The 17031-nt window shown below is 60.7% G+C and carries 19 protein-coding genes; 12 read left to right on the top strand and 7 right to left on the bottom strand.

Annotated elements, in window-relative coordinates; genetic code table 11:
• Nucleotides 1-198: 198 nt before the first annotated feature.
• A complete protein-coding gene (locus LQK84_RS12690; protein WP_230829094.1) occupies nucleotides 199-450 on the top strand; it encodes a type II toxin-antitoxin system prevent-host-death family antitoxin in 252 nt (83 codons plus the stop codon).
• Nucleotides 425-838, top strand: a complete 414-nt coding sequence (locus tag LQK84_RS12685; protein ID WP_230829093.1) for a hypothetical protein — start codon at nucleotides 425-427, stop codon at nucleotides 836-838. Before LQK84_RS12690 ends, LQK84_RS12685 begins: the two co-directional genes overlap by 26 nt.
• Before the next feature lie 18 nt (nucleotides 839-856).
• Here LQK84_RS12685 and LQK84_RS12680 read toward each other — a convergent pair whose 3' ends face one another.
• From LQK84_RS12680 to LQK84_RS12650, 7 genes are all read right to left on the bottom strand, one after another.
• Nucleotides 857-2494, bottom strand: a complete 1638-nt coding sequence (locus LQK84_RS12680) for an acyl-CoA synthetase (protein WP_230829092.1) — start codon at nucleotides 2492-2494, stop codon at nucleotides 857-859.
• A gap of 213 nt (nucleotides 2495-2707) precedes the next feature.
• Nucleotides 2708-3829 carry a branched-chain amino acid ABC transporter substrate-binding protein gene (locus LQK84_RS12675; RefSeq protein WP_230829091.1) on the bottom strand — a complete coding sequence of 374 codons (1122 nt, stop codon included), beginning with the start codon at nucleotides 3827-3829 and terminating at the stop codon, nucleotides 2708-2710.
• A gap of 116 nt (nucleotides 3830-3945) precedes the next feature.
• A complete protein-coding gene (locus tag LQK84_RS12670) occupies nucleotides 3946-4308 on the bottom strand; it encodes a DUF6867 family protein (RefSeq protein ID WP_230829090.1) in 363 nt (120 codons plus the stop codon).
• A 22-nt stretch (nucleotides 4309-4330) separates the two neighbouring features.
• On the bottom strand, nucleotides 4331-5059 hold the full coding sequence (locus tag LQK84_RS12665) for an ABC transporter ATP-binding protein (protein ID WP_230829089.1): 729 nt from the start codon (nucleotides 5057-5059) through the stop codon (nucleotides 4331-4333).
• Entirely contained in the window at nucleotides 5059-5925 is an 867-nt protein-coding gene (locus LQK84_RS12660) for an ABC transporter ATP-binding protein (RefSeq protein WP_230829088.1), read from the bottom strand. Before LQK84_RS12660 ends, LQK84_RS12665 begins: the two co-directional genes overlap by 1 nt.
• A complete protein-coding gene (gene livM / locus LQK84_RS12655; RefSeq protein ID WP_230829087.1) occupies nucleotides 5925-7310 on the bottom strand; it encodes a high-affinity branched-chain amino acid ABC transporter permease LivM in 1386 nt (461 codons plus the stop codon). The genes LQK84_RS12660 and livM overlap by 1 nt, the downstream gene beginning before the upstream one ends.
• 4 nt (nucleotides 7311-7314) lie before the next feature.
• Nucleotides 7315-8217 (bottom strand): branched-chain amino acid ABC transporter permease, encoded by a 903-nt coding sequence (locus tag LQK84_RS12650; RefSeq protein WP_230829086.1) that lies wholly within the window; start codon nucleotides 8215-8217, stop codon nucleotides 7315-7317.
• A gap of 469 nt (nucleotides 8218-8686) precedes the next feature.
• Between LQK84_RS12650 and urtA the strand changes: the two genes are divergently transcribed.
• The 10 genes from urtA (at nucleotide 8687) to LQK84_RS12600 (ending at nucleotide 17028) form a co-directional block, all read left to right on the top strand.
• The gene (gene urtA / locus LQK84_RS12645; RefSeq protein ID WP_230829085.1) at nucleotides 8687-9973 is read left to right on the top strand and encodes an urea ABC transporter substrate-binding protein; all 1287 of its coding nucleotides are present in this window, start codon (nucleotides 8687-8689) and stop codon (nucleotides 9971-9973) included.
• A gap of 140 nt (nucleotides 9974-10113) precedes the next feature.
• The gene (gene urtB, locus LQK84_RS12640; RefSeq protein ID WP_442966958.1) at nucleotides 10114-11685 is read left to right on the top strand and encodes an urea ABC transporter permease subunit UrtB; all 1572 of its coding nucleotides are present in this window, start codon (nucleotides 10114-10116) and stop codon (nucleotides 11683-11685) included.
• Nucleotides 11682-12842, top strand: a complete 1161-nt coding sequence (gene urtC, locus LQK84_RS12635) for an urea ABC transporter permease subunit UrtC (RefSeq protein ID WP_230829083.1) — start codon at nucleotides 11682-11684, stop codon at nucleotides 12840-12842. Before urtB ends, urtC begins: the two co-directional genes overlap by 4 nt.
• 5 nt (nucleotides 12843-12847) lie before the next feature.
• Nucleotides 12848-13600, top strand: coding sequence for an urea ABC transporter ATP-binding protein UrtD (gene urtD / locus LQK84_RS12630; protein ID WP_230829233.1), 753 nt, complete (start codon nucleotides 12848-12850; stop codon nucleotides 13598-13600).
• Between the two features lie 201 nt (nucleotides 13601-13801).
• Nucleotides 13802-14497: an urea ABC transporter ATP-binding subunit UrtE gene (gene urtE, locus LQK84_RS12625; RefSeq protein ID WP_230829082.1), complete on the top strand. Its 696-nt coding sequence runs from the start codon at nucleotides 13802-13804 to the stop codon at nucleotides 14495-14497.
• A 125-nt stretch (nucleotides 14498-14622) separates the two neighbouring features.
• Nucleotides 14623-15447, top strand: coding sequence for an urease accessory protein UreD (locus LQK84_RS12620; RefSeq protein ID WP_230829081.1), 825 nt, complete (start codon nucleotides 14623-14625; stop codon nucleotides 15445-15447).
• 25 nt (nucleotides 15448-15472) lie between these two features.
• Nucleotides 15473-15775, top strand: a complete 303-nt coding sequence (locus LQK84_RS12615) for an urease subunit gamma (RefSeq protein ID WP_230829080.1) — start codon at nucleotides 15473-15475, stop codon at nucleotides 15773-15775.
• A 76-nt stretch (nucleotides 15776-15851) separates the two neighbouring features.
• Nucleotides 15852-16157: an urease subunit beta gene (locus tag LQK84_RS12610; protein ID WP_230829079.1), complete on the top strand. Its 306-nt coding sequence runs from the start codon at nucleotides 15852-15854 to the stop codon at nucleotides 16155-16157.
• Nucleotides 16157-16609, top strand: coding sequence for a lysozyme inhibitor LprI family protein (locus LQK84_RS12605; protein ID WP_230829078.1), 453 nt, complete (start codon nucleotides 16157-16159; stop codon nucleotides 16607-16609). Before LQK84_RS12610 ends, LQK84_RS12605 begins: the two co-directional genes overlap by 1 nt.
• Nucleotides 16610-16611: 2 nt before the next feature.
• Nucleotides 16612-17028 (top strand): lysozyme inhibitor LprI family protein, encoded by a 417-nt coding sequence (locus LQK84_RS12600; protein WP_230829077.1) that lies wholly within the window; start codon nucleotides 16612-16614, stop codon nucleotides 17026-17028.
• Nucleotides 17029-17031: the final 3 nt, after the last annotated feature.

Below are 17031 nucleotides of genomic sequence, written 5' to 3'. Positions count from 1 at the left end.
CCTCATCCTGAGGCGCCGCCCGCAGGGCGGCCTCGAAGGATCGTACTTGTGGTGGGGGACCCTTCGAGGCCTGCGCTGGCGCGCAGGCACCTCAGGGTGAGGGGATTGCCTCGCCGCGTCCATTCTTGCTCGCAATCCGATTGCCTATTTCGCATAGAATACGTATTCTATGCGAAATACGTATTTCTGGGGTGGTCTATGAAGAAATTTACTTTTTCTGACATGAACCGGGCATCCGGTGAAATCCTGGAAGCCGCGCTGATCGAGCCCGTTGCGCTGACGAAGCGCGGCAAGGAGAAACTCGTGATCCTGAGTGCGGCGGCCTATGAGCGGCTTGCAGGGCAGACACATACCAAGGCCTATCGGCTCGAGGATGCACCGGATGCGGTGCACGACGAGTTGATGGCGGGGCTCGACGCTATCCTTGACGACACGGCTCCCGATGCTTGAGCGGGGCCAGATCGTTCGCTTCTTCTATCTCTGGAAGCGGCAAGCGGATGCGGGCGAGGAGGCAGGCAGGAAAGCGAGACCCGCCTGTATTGTCGTCAGGACGCCGGAGAAGCCGGGTGCCGTTTTCCTGTTCCCGATCACCTCGCAGCAACCGGCGCCCGAGCGTCTCTCCTTGCCCTTTGCGGAGATCGAATGCCGAAGGGCCGGTTTGGCCTATCCATGCTGGATCATACTGGACGAATATAACCGGGTCGAACTGGACAAGGCGTTCGACTTTGAATCCACAAAGCCAATCGGCAGTGTGAGCCCTGCATTTCTTGCCCGGATTGCTGCCACAGTGAAGGAAGCGGCGCGACTGCGCCGCCTCTCAGGCGTTGCCCGCTCTTGATGCGTCTTTTGACGCCCCTCACAACCCCTTCGCCTGTTCCCGCAAAATAAACTTCTGGATCTTCCCCGTCGAGGTCTTGGGCAAGGAGCCGAAGACGATGGTTTTGGGGGCCTTGAAGTGGGCCATGTTGGCGCGGCAGAAGGCGATGAGGTCGGCTGCGGTGACGGTGGCGCCGTCCTTGAGGCCGACGAAGGCGCAAGGGGTTTCTCCCCATTTGTCGTCCGGCTTGGCGACCACGGCGGCTTCCATCACGGCCGGGTGGCGGTAGAGCACGCCTTCGACCTCGATCGAGGAGATGTTCTCGCCGCCGGAGATGATGATGTCCTTGGAGCGGTCCTTGATCTGGATATAGCCGTCCGGGTGAATCACGGCCAGGTCGCCGGAATGGAACCAGCCGCCATCGAAGGCCTTGTCGGAGGAGGAGGGGTTCTTGAGATAGCCGCGCATGACATTGTTTCCGCGGAAGAAGATCTCGCCCATCGTCTCGCCGTCTGACGGCACGGGTTCCAGCGTTTCGGGGTCGGCGACCATGAGGCCGTCGAGCACGGTGTAGCGCACGCCCTGGCGGGCCTTCAGCCGCGCCTTTTCGGAGATGTCGAGATCGTTCCATTCGTCATGCCAGGCGCAGACCACGGCGGGGCCGTAGGTTTCGGTGAGGCCATAGGCGTGGGTGACGTCGAAGCCGAGATTTTCCATTGCCTCGATGACGGCGGCGGGCGGGGCCGCACCGGCGGTCATGATCGAGACCTTGTGGTCGATGCCCTGTTTCAGCGCGTCGGGCGCGTGGGCCAGAAGGTTGAGGACGATCGGCGCGCCGCAGAAATGCGTGACCTTTTCCTGCTTGATGAGATCGTAGATCGGCTCGACGCGGACGGCGCGCAGGCACACCGATGTTCCGGCAGCGGCAGCGATCGTCCAGGGGAAGCACCAGCCGTTGCAATGGAACATCGGCAGGGTCCAGAGATAGACCGGATGCTTGCCCATGCCCCAGTCGAGGATGTTGCCGAGCGCGTTGATATAGGCGCCGCGGTGGTGATAGACGACGCCCTTCGGATCGCCTGTCGTGCCGGATGTGTAATTCAGGCTGATGGCGTTCCATTCATCTGATGGCCAGACCCAGCTGTCGTTCTCGTCGCCTTCGGAGACGAGCTTATCATAGGTGTCGCTGCCGATCATGTGGCGCTCGGGCCAGGTCGCGTCCTCGATATTGATGACCGGGATGTCGCGGCCGGCGATGTGGATTGCCTGTTCGGCGATGCCTGCGAATTCCGGGTCCACCATCACCATCTTGGCTTCGGCATGGTTGAGGATGAAGGCGATGGCCGATGCATCGAGGCGGGTATTGATCGTGTTCAGCACTCCGCCGGTCATGGGTACGGCGAAATGGGCTTCGAACATCTCGGGGATATTGCCGGCGATCACCGAGACGGTATCGCCAAGGCCGATGCCGCGGCGCTTCAGCGCGCTGGCCACCTTGCGCACGCGGGTCCAGGTCTCGGACCATGAGCGGCGGATGTCGCCGTAAACGACGGCGGTGCGGTTCGGATAGATCGCGGCGGTGCGCTGGATGAAGCCGAGCGGTGTCATGGCGCTATAATTGGCGTCGTTCTTGTCGAGGTCGTGCTCGTAGATGCTGTGGGCAGCGTGAAGTGTCATGTCGTCCTCCCAATGTCGTCCCGGCGCATCATGCCCGCGCCAAAACGTTTCCGTTTTCGCGCCGGTGCGCCACCGTCCCACCCGCTCTTCTATCCTCCGGCGGCTGGGCCGTAACTACAACTTTGGGATGGATTTTGACAAAAGAAAAGGCCCGATGCGCGGGGGCATCGGGCCTCAACTCACTCAGCCGTATCTCAGGCTAGCAGAAATCGATCAGAGACCGGTTTCCTTGTAGGTGTACTTGCCGTCGGCGCCCTTGCCCCAGGTGTACATCGTGTAGTCCGGACGGGTGATGTCGCCCTTGGCGTCGAAGCCGATGTCGCCGATCACGGTCTTGAACGGACCCTTGGCCTTGGCGGCTTCAGCAACAGCCGTGCCGTCGTTCTTGCCGGCAGCCTTGGCGGCCTGGGCGAAGATCTGGACAGCAGCATACGAGTAGAGCGTGTAGGCTTCCGGCTCGAAGCCAGCCTTGCGGAACTTCTCGACGGCGTCCTTTGCGTTCGGGTTGTTACGCGGATCCGGCGGGAAGGTCATCAGCGTGCCGTTGACGGCGTCGCCGGCGATCGAGGCCAGTTCGTTCGAGGTGATACCGTCGCCCGACATCATCGTTGCCTTGACGCCCTGGTCAGCCATCTGACGCAGGATGAGGCCGGCTTCGGTGTGCAGACCGCCGAAGTAAACCATGGTGACGCCTGCGCCCTTCATCTTGGCGATGAGTGCGGAGTAGTCCTTTTCACCCGGCTGGATGCCTTCGTACATCACTTCCGTGATGCCGGCGCCATTCAGGGCCTTCTTGGTTTCATCAGCGAGGCCCTGGCCGTAAGGCGTCTTGTCGTGAACGACAGCAACCTTGGCGTCCTTGGCATGCTTGGCGATGTAAGCGCCGGCAACTGCGCCCTGCTGGTCGTCACGGCCGCAGGTACGGAACGTGTTCCACAGGCCGCGCTCGGTGAACTTCGGGTTGGTCGAAGCAGGCGTGATCTGCATGATGCCGTTTTCGGCATAAACTTCAGACGCCGGGATCGAAACGCCGGAGTTGAAGTGACCGACGACGAACTTGACGCCGTCAGCAACGAACTTGTTGGCAACCGAGATGCCCTGCTTCGGGTCGGAAACGTCGTCGCCGAGTTCGATGACGACCTTCTCGCCGTTGATGCCACCGGCAGCGTTGATGTCTGCGACAGCCTGTTCGGCACCCTTCTGAAGCTGTGCGCCGAATGCAGCGTTCGGGCCTGTCAGGGGGCCAGCAACGCCGATGAGCAGGTCAGCCCGTGCAGCGCCGCTGTAGGCAACCATTGCGATCAGCGCAACGGCGGACAGAAGTGACTTTTTCATTCTGTAACTCCCAAATTCAAGCGGGTCAGTTTGTTGATTAGCCGATGCAATACCCACCAAAGATCGCACCGGCAATTTAAGAGGCGAGGCGTCACGCCCTGCCTCCGTCCCTCTGGTCAGGCCTTGTCCTTCCACGAGAAAGGCGAGGCCTTTTCATAAAGCCAGTAGTAGGCGTTCACCATCTGATTGGTCCGCGTGTAGCGGTAGCCAGCGGTAGAGAACACCAAAAGCACAACGAAGTCCATGACATAAAACAAGGGCGCGTTGCCGTAGAACATCGGGCCGTTGAACAGTGCATGATGAATGAAACGCACAGCAACGGTGACCAGAGCCGTGTAGATCACGACCGCCGGATAATTCTTCCAGCTTTGCGAGGCCCCCTTGCCGGTCATCCATGCCGTCCAGAAGCAGAGCAGCATGACGATGACGCGAATGACCATGTGAACGGTATCGTCGGTTTCGAAAAACAACCCTTGCATGATTACTCTCCCTTTCCCGACATCAATGCGCCCCGCCTTCCAGATAGGCCGCGCGGACCTCCGGATTGGCGAGGAGTTCGGCGCCTGAGCCGCTCATCGTGATCGAGCCGTTCACGAGGACATAGGCGCGGTGCGACAGCTTGAGCGCCGCAAAGGCGTTCTGCTCGACGAGGAAGACGGTCAGGCCCTGCTCGACGTTGAGCAGCTTGATCGCGGCGAAGATCTGCTTGGAGACCAGCGGCGCGAGACCGAGCGAGGGCTCATCCAGCATCAGCAGCTTCGGACGCGCCATCAGCGCGCGGGCGATCGCCAGCATCTGCTGTTCGCCGCCCGAAAGCGTGCCGCCGCGCTGGAACTGGCGTTCCTTGAGGCGCGGGAAGAGGGTGAACATCTTCTCCACGTCTTCCTGGAAGAACTTCTGGTTATCCAGGCTCGCACCCATCTGCAGGTTTTCATAAACCGTCATGCGCGGGAAGATGCGGCGACCTTCCGGCGACTGGGCGATCCTCAGACGCGCGATCTCGTGGGTCGGCATGCGGGTGATGTCCTGACCGTCGAAGATCACCGAACCGTGGCGGGCCTGCGGGCTGCCGCAGATGGTCATCATCAGGGTGGACTTGCCGGCGCCGTTGGCGCCGATGAGGCTGACGATCTCGCCCTTCTTCACCTCGACATCGACGCCGGCCAGAGCGCGGATGTTTCCGTAGAAGGTCTCAACGCCTTCAACCTTAAGCAACGTGTCAGCGGCCATCAGTGCGCGCCCTCTTCAACTTCTGTCAGGACCGTCTCGACTTCCTCATCGTCCACGCCGAGATAGGCGGCGATGACGCGCGGGTCGTTCTTCACATGGGCGGGGTCGCCATCGGAAATCTTCTGGCCGTATTCGAGAACGACGACGTGATCGGAGATTTCCATAACCACGGACATGTCGTGCTCGATGAGCAGAAGCGACGTTCCATTGTCGGCGCGGATCGAGCGCAGCAGCTTGTTGAGTTCCTGCGATTCGCGCGGGTTGAGGCCGGCGGCGGGTTCGTCGAGGCAGAGAAGTTCCGGACCGGTGCACATGGCGCGGGCGATTTCCAGACGGCGCTGCGCGCCATAGGGGAGGTCGCCCGCCGGATCGTCCGCACGGTCGATCAGGCTTGCCTTTTCCAGCCAGTAGCGGGCCTTCTCGGTCGCTTCCTTGCTGGCGTCCTTGTAGGACTTGAAGCCGAGGAGGCCGAGCACGGTGTAGCCGGATGCCTTCATCAGCGCGTTGTGCTGGGCAACGAGCAGGTTTTCCAGAAGGGTCAGACCCGAGAAGAGCCGGATGTTCTGGAAGGTACGTGCCACCTTGGCGTCACGCGTCACCTCGAAATCGGCCATGCGCTCGAGATAGAAGGACTTGCCGCCCTTCTGCTGCATGCAAATCATGCCCATCGTCGGCTTGTAGAAGCCGGTGATGCAGTTGAACACGGTCGTCTTGCCGGCGCCGTTCGGGCCGATGAGGGCCGTGATTTCGCCGCGGCGGACTTCGAAGGACAGGTCGTTGATGGCCATGAGGCCACCAAAGCGCATCGACAGATGCTCGACCTTGAGGATTGCGTCATTGTTCATGGTAGATGCCACTGCGCTCATCAGCCGTGTCCTTCCTTGGTGAAGGAGCCGGAGACGTTCTTGCGCTCGAAGAGGAAGGCTGTGGGTTCACGGCTGCCGACGAAACCGCGCGGTCTGACCAGCATCATGGTGATCATGGCGAGGCCGAAGATCAGCATGCGGTAGAGTTCCGGCGTGAAGTCGGGGCCGAACACGGCCTTCAGGAAGTCCATCTCGCGCAGCAGCTCGGTGCCGCCGACCATGGCGATCGCGGCGATGGCGATACCGGTCAGCGAGCCCATGCCACCGAGAACCACGATCGACAGAATGACTGCCGATTCGAGGAAGACGAAGGATTCCGGCGAGACGAAGCCCTGGCGTGCGGCGAAGAAGGAGCCGGCGAAACCGCCGAACATCGCGCCGATGGCAAAGGCCGTCAGCTTCGTCGTCACCGTGTTGATGCCAAGCGAGCGGCAGGCGATCTCGTCTTCACGCAGCGCTTCCCAGGCACGGCCGATCGGCAGGCGACGCAGACGAATGGTCACGAAGGCCGTCAGCAGGCAGAGCAGAAGGATGAGATAGAAGAGGAAGACCTTGTAATAGGCCGAGGAGGGGGCGAGATGGAAAATCTTCGCAAACCCGTTCGGCGAGGCATCGAAGGGAATGCCGAAGAGGGTGATCTTCGGAATACCCGAGATACCAAACGTGCCCTTGGTGACATCCTGCCAGTTGATGAGAACAAGGCGGATGATTTCCCCGAAGGCCAGCGTCACGATGGCGAGGTAGTCGCCCTTGAGACGCAGAACGGGGAAGCCGAGGATGATGCCCCAGAAGGCGGAGAGAATGCCGGCGAGCGGCAGCAGGATCCAGAACGAGAAGCCGAAGTTGATCGACAGCAGCGCGTAGGAATAGGCGCCCACCGCATAGAAGGCGACATAGCCGAGGTCGAGCAGGCCGGCGAGGCCGACGACGATGTTCAGACCCCAGGCGAGCATCACGTAGATGAGGATCTGGATGCCGAAGTTGTCGATATATTTCAGCGAGCCCTGCGCGCCGAAAAGCGCCAGGATGATCGGCGGGTAGAGGACGAGCGCCAGGATGGCGAGCTTCGAGAAGTTGCGCTTCACGAAGCCGGCTTCCTCATCCACCGTCGGGGCTTCGGCTTTCGCAGCCTTGCTGGCGGCGCGCCAGGGCTGGAGCCAGGCCACCATGGCGAAGCGACCGACGAAGGCGAGCACGACGAGGATGGCGAGCATGCCCCAGCGCGGCACGAGGATCAGCTCGTTGCGCATGTTCTGGTCGGTCTTCAGGCCGATGAACAGTGCGAACATGAGGAAGGTCATGACGGCGGTGAAGGTTGCTTCGCGCAGAGCCTTGCCCGTCGGCGAGCCAGTCGAAACGGTCGAGGGATTGGTCACAGATGCCATCGGATCAAACCTTTTCGACTTCAGGACGGCCGAGCAGACCGGACGGCTTGAAGATCAGCACGAAAGCGAGGATCGCGAATGTCGCGACGTCCTTGTAGGCGATCGTGAAATAGGCCGACCAGAGCGATTCGATGAGGCCAATCAGCAGACCGCCGATGACAGCGCCCGGCAGCGAGCCGATGCCGCCGAGAACGGCTGCGGTGAAGGCCTTGACGCCCGGAACGAAGCCGTCGGTGAAGACGATCACGCCGTAATACATCAGGAACATCGTGCCGGCGACGGCGGCAAGCGCCGCGCCCATGACGAAGGTGATGGAGATCGTGCGGTCGACGTCGATGCCCAGCAGGGCGGCCATCTTGCGGTCCTGCTCGGTGGCGCGCTGGGCGCGGCCAAGCGGCGTCTTTTCAACGATGTACCAGAAGGAAGCGAGCAGCGCGACCGTGATGACCACAATGATGATCTGCTTCAGCGAGATGGAAATGCCTTCGATCGTGTAGACCGAATTGACCATCTGCGGGATCGGCTTGTTGCGCGGACCCTGGGCAACCTGGATGAAGTTGGACAGCGCGATCGACACGCCGATGGCGGTGATCAGCGGTGCGAGGCGGAAGGAGCCGCGCAACGGACGATAGGCCGTCCGCTCGATGGACCAGTTCCACAGGCTGGTGACGAGCATGGACACAACCAGCATGCAAAGCAGCGCCACCGCGATCGGAGCACCGCCAAAAACTGTCATGAGAAGGAGATAGACGATGAGGCCGGCAAAGCCGCCCAGCATGAAGATGTCGCCATGGGCGAAATTGATCATGCCGATGATGCCATAAACCATCGTATAGCCGATTGCGATCAGGCCATAGATGGAGCCAAGAGTCAGCCCGTTGATGAGCTGCTGGATAAAATACTCCATATTTTTCCCCTAGATGCCTGTTGTTCCATGCATCTTTTTCTTGCGTGCCTTATTTTTGGGCTTTGGCACATACCCCATTCCATACCGCTTTCGATCCAAAAGGAAAGCGAAAACTTCCAGTTTTTTGCCTTCCCGACGATACCCTTCGGTACGGTTCGACTTTTTGCCTTGCAACATGGAATGCAGGGCTCGAATCGAGGCGCTACGTGGGCTTCTTTCGTTTCGTCAAGGCCGGCGAAAAGCCCTTTGGACTTCTCTTGCAGCAATTTCATAGCTGTGAACTTGGTTCCGATGCTGTGGGCGACAAAAACTGTCTGAAATGCGACGGTCCCCAAGCATGTTCGAATTTCCTGAATTGCCCCTTGTCCTACGTCAATTGACGTATGTCGCACCGCACAAAGCCGTCCGATAGTGCACGGGCCTTGCGGCAGACCGCCGCCAACACAAATTCTAGAGGGGTTTTCGGAACATGAATTTCAAGACCAAACTCATGGGCATGGCGCTTGCCGCCGCCATGTCTTCCACCGCGATGTCCGGCGCATTCGCCGAGGACACGATCAAGGTCGGCGTTCTTCATTCGCTGTCGGGCACGATGGCGATTTCCGAGACGACGTTGAAGGACGTCATGCTCATGCTCATCGACGAGCAGAACAAGAAGGGCGGCGTTCTCGGCAAGAAGCTCGAGGCAGTCGTTGTTGACCCGGCGTCCAACTGGCCGCTGTTTGCCGAAAAGGCGCGCGAGCTGATCTCCAAGGACAAGGTTGCCGCCGTCTTCGGTTGCTGGACCTCGTCGTCGCGCAAGTCGGTTCTGCCGGTGTTCGAAGAGCTGAACTCGATCCTCTTCTACCCCGTCCAGTATGAAGGCGAAGAATCCTCGCGCAACATCTTCTACACGGGTGCCGCTCCGAACCAGCAGGCCATTCCGGCCGTCGACTACCTGATGGACAAGGAAGGCGTGAAGCGCTTCGTTCTCGAAGGCACCGACTATGTCTATCCGCAGACGACCAACAAGATCCTGAAGGCCTACCTGATGTCCAAGGGCGTCAAGGCCGAGGACATCAAGGTCAACTACACGCCGTTCGGCTTCTCTGACTGGCAGTCTGAAGTGGCCGCCATCAAGAAGTTCGGCTCGGAAGGCAAGAAGACGGCCGTTGTTTCGACCGTCAACGGCGACGCCAACGTTCCCTTCTACAAGGAACTCGGCAACCAGGGCATCAAGGCCGAAGACATCCCGGTCGTGGCCTTCTCGGTCGGCGAAGAAGAACTTTCCGGCATGGATACCAAGCCGCTCGTCGGCCATCTGGCCGCCTGGAACTACTTCGAATCGGTCGACACGCCGGCCAATGCCGAGTTCATCAAGGCCTGGCATGCCTATACCAAGAACGACAAGCGCACGACCAACGACCCGATGGAAGCCGCCTATATCGGCTTCAATGCCTGGGTGAAGGCCGTCGAAGCTGCAGGCACGACCGACACCGACAAGGTGCTCGACACGATCATCGGCGTCTCCGTTCCGAACCTGTCGGGCGGCTACGCAACCGTCATGCCGAACCACCACATCACCAAGCCGGTTCTCATTGGCGAAATCCAGGACAACGGTCAGTTCGACATCGTTCAGCAGACGCCTGAAGTCGTCGGCGACGAATGGTCCGATTACCTCCCGGACTCCAAGGATCTGATCTCGGATTGGCGCAAGCCGATGTCTTGCGGCAACTTCAACGTCAAGACCGGCAAGTGCGGCGGCAAGGGTTCCTGATCCGCAACGATTGTCACGGAGGCGGGCGCTTTCGCGCCCGCCTTTTTCCTCCTGATTATCCCCCAGAAAATCGATTGAGGCCCATGTTCAAAGCGATCCAGACACTCCTCTGCGCTCTCATCCTGGCCTTGTTCGTCGCCATGCCGGGCGGCAATCCGGCGGCCAGGGCCGCTGAGGCGACCAGCGCGATGCTGAACGCGCTTGCTTCCGACAATTTCAAGGCAATAGAAGATGCCGTCAATGCACTCGCCGCCACCGGCGATGCTGCGGTTGTTCCGGCGCTCGAGGCGCTTGCCGACGGCGAACTCTATTTCCGCAAGGCCGACAAACAGGTCTTCATCACCGAAAAATCCGGCTCCAAGTTCAAGCTTATCGATCCGCTCACGCAGAAGCCTGTGGGTGAAGAGGCGAAGACAGCCATCGACAAGATCAAGGTCAATAACAGCCTGCGTCGTTCCATTCGCGATGCGCTGGGCGGATTGACGTTGCAGTCAAAGGACCGCGCCGTGCGGCTGACCGCCGCGCAGACGATCCTGAAGTCGCCCAACGGCGAGGCCGTGCAGGCGCTTGACGCCGCACTTGCCAAGGAAACCGATGGCGAAGTCAAGAAGGTGCTGACGCAGGCGCGTGCCGCCTCGGTGCTTCTCTCGAACCTCGGCCCGGATGAAAAATCCAAGGCGATTGCCGAGATCCGCGCCGTCGGCGGGCAGGATTCGCTGTCGCTTCTCTCTTCGATTGCCGGCACGGTGGACGATAGCCTGAAGCCGCAGGTGGCCTCTGCCATCGCCTCCATCAACAGCTCTCTCGAACTGTGGAACGCCGCGCAATATGTCTGGTACGGCATTTCGCTGAGCTCGGTCCTGCTGCTCGCGGCCATCGGCCTTGCCATCACCTTCGGCGTCATGGGCATCATCAACATGGCGCATGGCGAAATGGTCATGCTGGGCGCCTATTCGACCTATGTCGTGCAGGAAGTGATCCGCCAGAATGCGCCGGGACTGTTCGACTGGTCGCTCGCCATTGCGCTGCCGATTGCCTTCATCGTTGCGGCACTCGTCGGGCTTGCCATCGAGCGCATCGTGATCCGCCATCTCTATGGCCGGCCGCTCGAAACGCTGCTCGCCACCTGGGGCATTTCGCTGATCCTGCAGCAGACCGTGCGGTCCATTTTCGGAGCGAACAACCGCGAAGTCGGCAATCCCTCCTGGATGTCGGGAGCCTTCGAACTCGGCGGGCTGACGATCACCTGGAACCGCATGTGGATCGTGATCTTCACGCTCGGCGTCTTCTTCGCGCTGCTGACGCTGCTCAAGCGCTCGCCGATCGGGTTGCAGATGCGCGCCGTGACGCAGAACCGGCGCATGGCCTCCTCGATGGGCATTCGCACGCCCTGGGTGGACGCCATGACGTTTGCCTTGGGGTCCGGCATTGCCGGCATTGCCGGTGTGGCGCTCTCCCAGATCGACAACGTCTCGCCCAACCTCGGCCAGGGCTACATCATCGACAGTTTCATGGTCGTGGTGTTCGGCGGCGTCGGCAATCTGTGGGGGACGCTGGTGGGCGCGCTGTCGCTCGGCATCGTCAACAAGTTCCTCGAACCTTACGCGGGCGCAGTGCTCGGAAAGATCATCGTTCTCGTGCTCATCATTCTCTTCATCCAGAAAAGACCGCGCGGCCTCTTCGCGCTCAAGGGAAGGGCGGTGGAAGCATGATCACCTCCTTCCTTCTCAAGTCGCTCGACCGCCGCATTTCGATTGCGATCCTTGTCCTGCTGGCGATTGCCGTCCTCGTGCCGGTGCTGAACCTCGCCTTCCCGAAGGCCAGTGCGCTGCATATGCCGACCTATGTCATGCAGCTCTTCGGCAAGTATCTGAACTATGCGCTTCTGGCGCTGGCGCTCGATCTCGTCTGGGGTTTCTGCGGCATTCTTTCGCTTGGCCATGGCGCGTTCTTCGCGCTCGGCGGCTATGCGATGGGCATGTATCTGATGCGCCAGATCGGCTCGCGCGGCTCCTATGGCGACCCGGTCCTGCCGGACTTCATGGTCTTCCTGAACTGGAAGACGCTGCCGTGGTTCTGGCATGGCTTCGACATGTTCTGGTTTGCCATGGTGATGGTCTTCGTGGCACCCGGCGTTCTCGCCTTCATCTTCGGCTGGTTCGCCTTCCGCTCCCGCGTCAATGGCGTCTATCTCTCGATCATCACGCAGGCCATGACCTATGCGCTGATGCTCGCCTTCTTCCGCAACGACATGGGCTTCGGCGGCAACAATGGCCTGACCGACTTCAAGGACATCATCGGCTTTGAAGTGCAGGCGGATTCGACCCGCGCCGTACTCTTCGCAGCTTCGGCGATTGCGCTGGCGCTCTCCCTGCTGATCGCTTCGGGCATCGTCCGCTCCAAGGCCGGCAAGGTGCTGGTGGGTATTCGCGATGCGGAAAGCCGGACGCGCTTCCTCGGGTATCGCGTCGAGAACTACAAGCTCTTCACCTTCGTCGTTTCGGCGATGATGGCAGGCGTTGCCGGTGCGCTTTATGTGCCGCAGGTCGGCATCATCAATCCGGGGGAATTCGCGCCAGGCAACTCGATCGAAGTCGTCATCTGGACGGCGGTCGGCGGGCGCGGCACGCTGATCGGGCCGATCCTCGGTGCCATCCTCGTCAATGGTGGCAAGACGATCTTCACGGGGATCTGGCCGGAATTCTGGCTCTTTGCGCTCGGCGCGCTCTTCGTCGCCGTGACGCTCTTCCTGCCCAAGGGGATCGTCGGAACGGTGGCGGAGTTCATGGCCAAGCGCAAGGCGAAGCCTGCAGCGGCACAAAAAACCGCTGAAGCGACGGGTGCGGAACAGGCGGAGGCGGCACAATGAGCGACATGAAGACCTACAAGCCGAACAGCCTTCTCTATCTCGACGGCGTCTCGGTCTCCTTCGACGGGTTCAAGGCGTTGAATTCGCTCTCCTTCGTGGTCGAGCCCGGCGAGTTGCGCGCCATTATCGGCCCCAACGGGGCCGGCAAGACGACGATGATGGACATCATCACCGGCAAGACCCGGCCGGACAGCGGCGAAGTCTTCTTCAACGGCACGGTGGACCTGACGACCAAGGACGAGGCGGATATCGCCCAGCTCGGCATCGGCCGGAAATTCCAGAAGCCGACGGTGTTTGAAAGCCATACCGTCTGGGACAATCTGGAACTGGCGCTCAACCGCAAGCGCGGTGTCTTCGGCACGCTGTTCTACAAGCTCTCCGGCGAGGACAAGGACCGTATCGAGGAAATCCTCGCCACCGTTCGCCTGACACATCGCAAGGACGATCTCGGCGCGAACCTGTCGCATGGGCAGAAGCAATGGCTGGAAATCGGCATGCTGCTGGCGCAGGAGCCGAAGCTGCTTCTGGTGGACGAGCCGGTGGCCGGCATGACCGATGCGGAGACCTCGGAAACGGCCATTCTGCTCCGCGAAATCGCCAAGACCCGCTCCGTCGTCGTGGTCGAACACGACATGGGCTTCATCCGCGACCTCGGCGTGAAGGTGACCTGCCTTGCCGAAGGCTCCGTGCTGGCCGAGGGCTCGATCGACTTCGTGTCGAACGATCCGAAGGTCATCGAAAACTATCTGGGGCGGTGACCTAGCTGGAAAGACCTCCTCTGGCTGCCGCCATCTCCCCCACAAGGGGGGAGACGGCAAGAGGCGCTGCCCTCGCAATCCGTTGACGGTTTTGCTTGGGGCAGATTGGCGTTGGGGGGCTCTCCCTCCCCCTTGTGGGGAGGGTTGGGGAGGGGTCTTTCAAACCGGGAGGACAGACAATGACTTGCAAGGAGCACATCAATGCTGACCGTTGAAAACGCGAACCTCCACTATGGTGCAGCACAGGCCTTGCGTGGCGTGTCGCTGAAGGCCGAGATGGGCAAGATCACCTGCGTTCTGGGGCGCAACGGGGTGGGCAAATCCTCGCTGCTGCGCGCCGTGACCGGTCAGCATCCCTTGTCGGGCGGTGAGATTGCCTTTCAGGGCAAGGTGTTGAACGGCTTGCCGCCCTATCAGCGGGCGAAGACCGGCATCGGCTACGTGCCGCAGGGGCGCGAGATCTTTCCACTGCTGACGGTGAAGGAAAACCTGGAGACGGGGTATGCGCCGCTGAAGCGGGCGGAGCGCTCCATTCCCGATGACATTTTCAGCCTGTTTCCGGTGCTGCAATCCATGCTGGCGCGGCGTGGCGGCGACCTGTCGGGCGGGCAGCAGCAGCAGCTCGCCATCGGCCGGGCGCTGGTGACGCGGCCGAAGATCATCGTGCTCGACGAGCCGACGGAGGGCATTCAGCCCTCCATCATCAAGGATATCGGCCGCGCATTGAAATATCTGCGCGATTCCACCGGCATGGCCATTCTGCTGGTGGAACAGTATCTCGATTTCTGCCGCGAGCTGGCGGACTATGTATATATCATGGATCGCGGAGAGATCGTTCACGAGGGGCTGGCCGAAACGCTCGACACGCAGGAGGCGCGCCGGCACCTGACGGTGTGAAGACTCGCGAAATATAGCGAGTGGAGTATGCCTCGCTGCTGTCTGGTCCGGTTCTTGCTTTTTGGTGGGCATGCCCTGGGAATATCCTGAGGGCGATCGGAAATGAGCAGTAGGAAGTGTCGGGAATGAGCGTGCAGGAAGCGGTGATAGGCCGGCCGCAAAGAGCCAAAGGAAGCGGAAAGCTTTCCGTCAAGCGCTCGGGCGGCAAGAGCCGGATCGAGACGCTGTTTCAGGAAGGCTGCGCAAAAATCAGGCTTCCCGATACGTTCGATGACACGCTGGAAGCCGTGCTGATCAACACATCCGGTGGTTTGACCGGCGGCGACCGCATATCCTGGGCCGTTGAAGCCGAAGCCAATACCGATGTGACCGTGACGACGCAGGCCTGCGAGAAGGTCTACAAGGCAAGCGAAGGCGCGGCAGAAGTCGAGGCGGTGCTGAGGGCAGGCGAGGGCGCGCGGCTCTCCTGGCTGCCGCAGGAAACGATCCTCTTCGACTACGGCCATCTCAACCGCCGGCTCGATGTGGACCTTGCCGGCGATGCCGAATTCTTGGGCGTCGAGGCTGTCATTCTCGGTCGTACGGCCATGGGCGAGGTGGTCAATACCGGGCTCTTCCGCGACCGCTGGCGCATTCGCCGTGCCGGCCGGCTGATCCATGCCGAGGACGCGCGGCTTGATGGCGCGGTGAACGATATTGCCAGCCTTTCCCCGGTGCTGGCCGGCAATCGCGCCTTTGCCACGCTGCTTTATTGCGGGACCGCCGGCGAGGCGCTTCTGCCTAAAATTAGGGCAGTGCTGGGCGATGCGGATGGGGGCGCGAGCCAGTGGGATGGCAAGCTCATCGTGAGGGTTGCCGCCGTCGATGGGCAACATCTCAGAAAAATTCTGACGCCCGTCATTTCGCTCTTGCGCAACGGCGCGCCCTTGCCGAAAGTCTGGAACACGTGACGTTTTTCAATACAGCGGATTCCCCATGAACCTGACTCCACGAGAAAAAGACAAGCTCCTGATTTCCATGGCCGCCATGGTCGCGCGCCGCCGGCTGGAGCGGGGCGTGAAGCTCAACCATCCGGAAGCCATCGCGCTCATCACCGACTTCGTCGTCGAAGGTGCGCGTGACGGTCGTTCCGTGGCTGAACTGATGGAAGCCGGCGCGCATGTCATCAGCCGCGCGCAGGTGATGGAAGGCGTGGCCGAGATGATCCACGACGTGCAGGTCGAGGCGACGTTCCCGGACGGGACGAAGCTTGTCACCGTGCATGAACCGATCCGTTAACAGGTCTTTTGTTTTACGCAATTCCGGACGCAACACCGCGATGCACTTTTGCTGGAATTGCTTTGGAGAATGAATCATGATTCCGGGCGAAATCATTGCCGCCAAAGGCGAAATCGAACTCAATGCCGGTCTTCCGGTGATCACGATCGATGTATCGAACGCCGGTGACCGGCCCGTGCAGGTGGGCTCGCACTATCATTTCTACGAGTCCAATCCGGGCCTGAAATTCGACCGTGAGAAGGCCCGTGGCCAGCGTCTCGACATTCCGGCAGGGACTGCCGTGCGCTTCGAGCCGGGGCAGACCCGCAGCGTCAATCTGATACCGATGGAAGGCAGCCGCGAGATCTATGGTTTCCGTCAGGACGTGATGGGCAAGCTGTAATGACTGTCGTGAAAAAGCTGCTTCCGGTTCTGGCGCCTCTGCTGCTGCTGTGGGCGACGTCGGCCTTTGCGGACGACGATGTCGCATGCAATCCCGATGGAACGCAGATGGAGATGAATGCCTGCTCCTTCGATGATCTGCAGAAGGCCGATGATGAATTGAATGCCGTCTACCGCGAAGCCATGGCCTTTGCGAAGTCGGAGGATGCCAAGACCGATCCGCAGTCCGACGACGAAAGCGCCGTTGCGATCCTGAAGAAGGCCCAGAGGGATTGGATCAAGACTCGCGACAGGAAATGCGGTGAGCCGAGTTCGGGCGGCGGGTCGATGCAGTCGATGGAGATTGCCAGCTGCCGGACTGAACTGACCCAGGCGCGCACGGAAGAGCTGCGGTCAATGCTCGAAGAAGGGCGCGCCGCCAACGAGGACGCGGAATCGGAAGGATCGAATTGATCATGAAGACGCCTGCGCTTTTCGTTGCTCCTTTCGCTCTTCTTCTGGCGTCCTCGGCCTTTGCGGATGACGAGATGAAGTGCAATCCGGAAGGCTCGCAGGCGGAAATGAACATCTGTGCCTGGGATGATTTCGCCAAGGCGGACAGAGAGCTGAACGAAATTTACAAGAAGGCGGTCGCCTATACCAAGAAGCAGGACGACAGCTATGCCGATCAGCCGAACCTGAAGGGCGCGGCTGCCGCCTTGAAGAAGGCGCAGCGCGCCTGGATCGACTATCGCGACGGCCATTGTGAGGGTATCGGGTTCAGCGCGCGAGGCGGATCGATGGAACCGATGATGGTGGCCGGCTGCCAGGAAGAGCTGACGAAGAAGCGGATCGCGGATCTGAAGGCGCTGATGGAAGAGGGCGATCAATAGGAT

The sequence above is a fragment of the Rhizobium sp. C4 genome, from assembly GCF_021026315.1.
Lineage (GTDB): Bacteria > Pseudomonadota > Alphaproteobacteria > Rhizobiales > Rhizobiaceae > Ensifer_A.
This window is presented reverse-complemented; position numbering and strand designations above follow the sequence as displayed.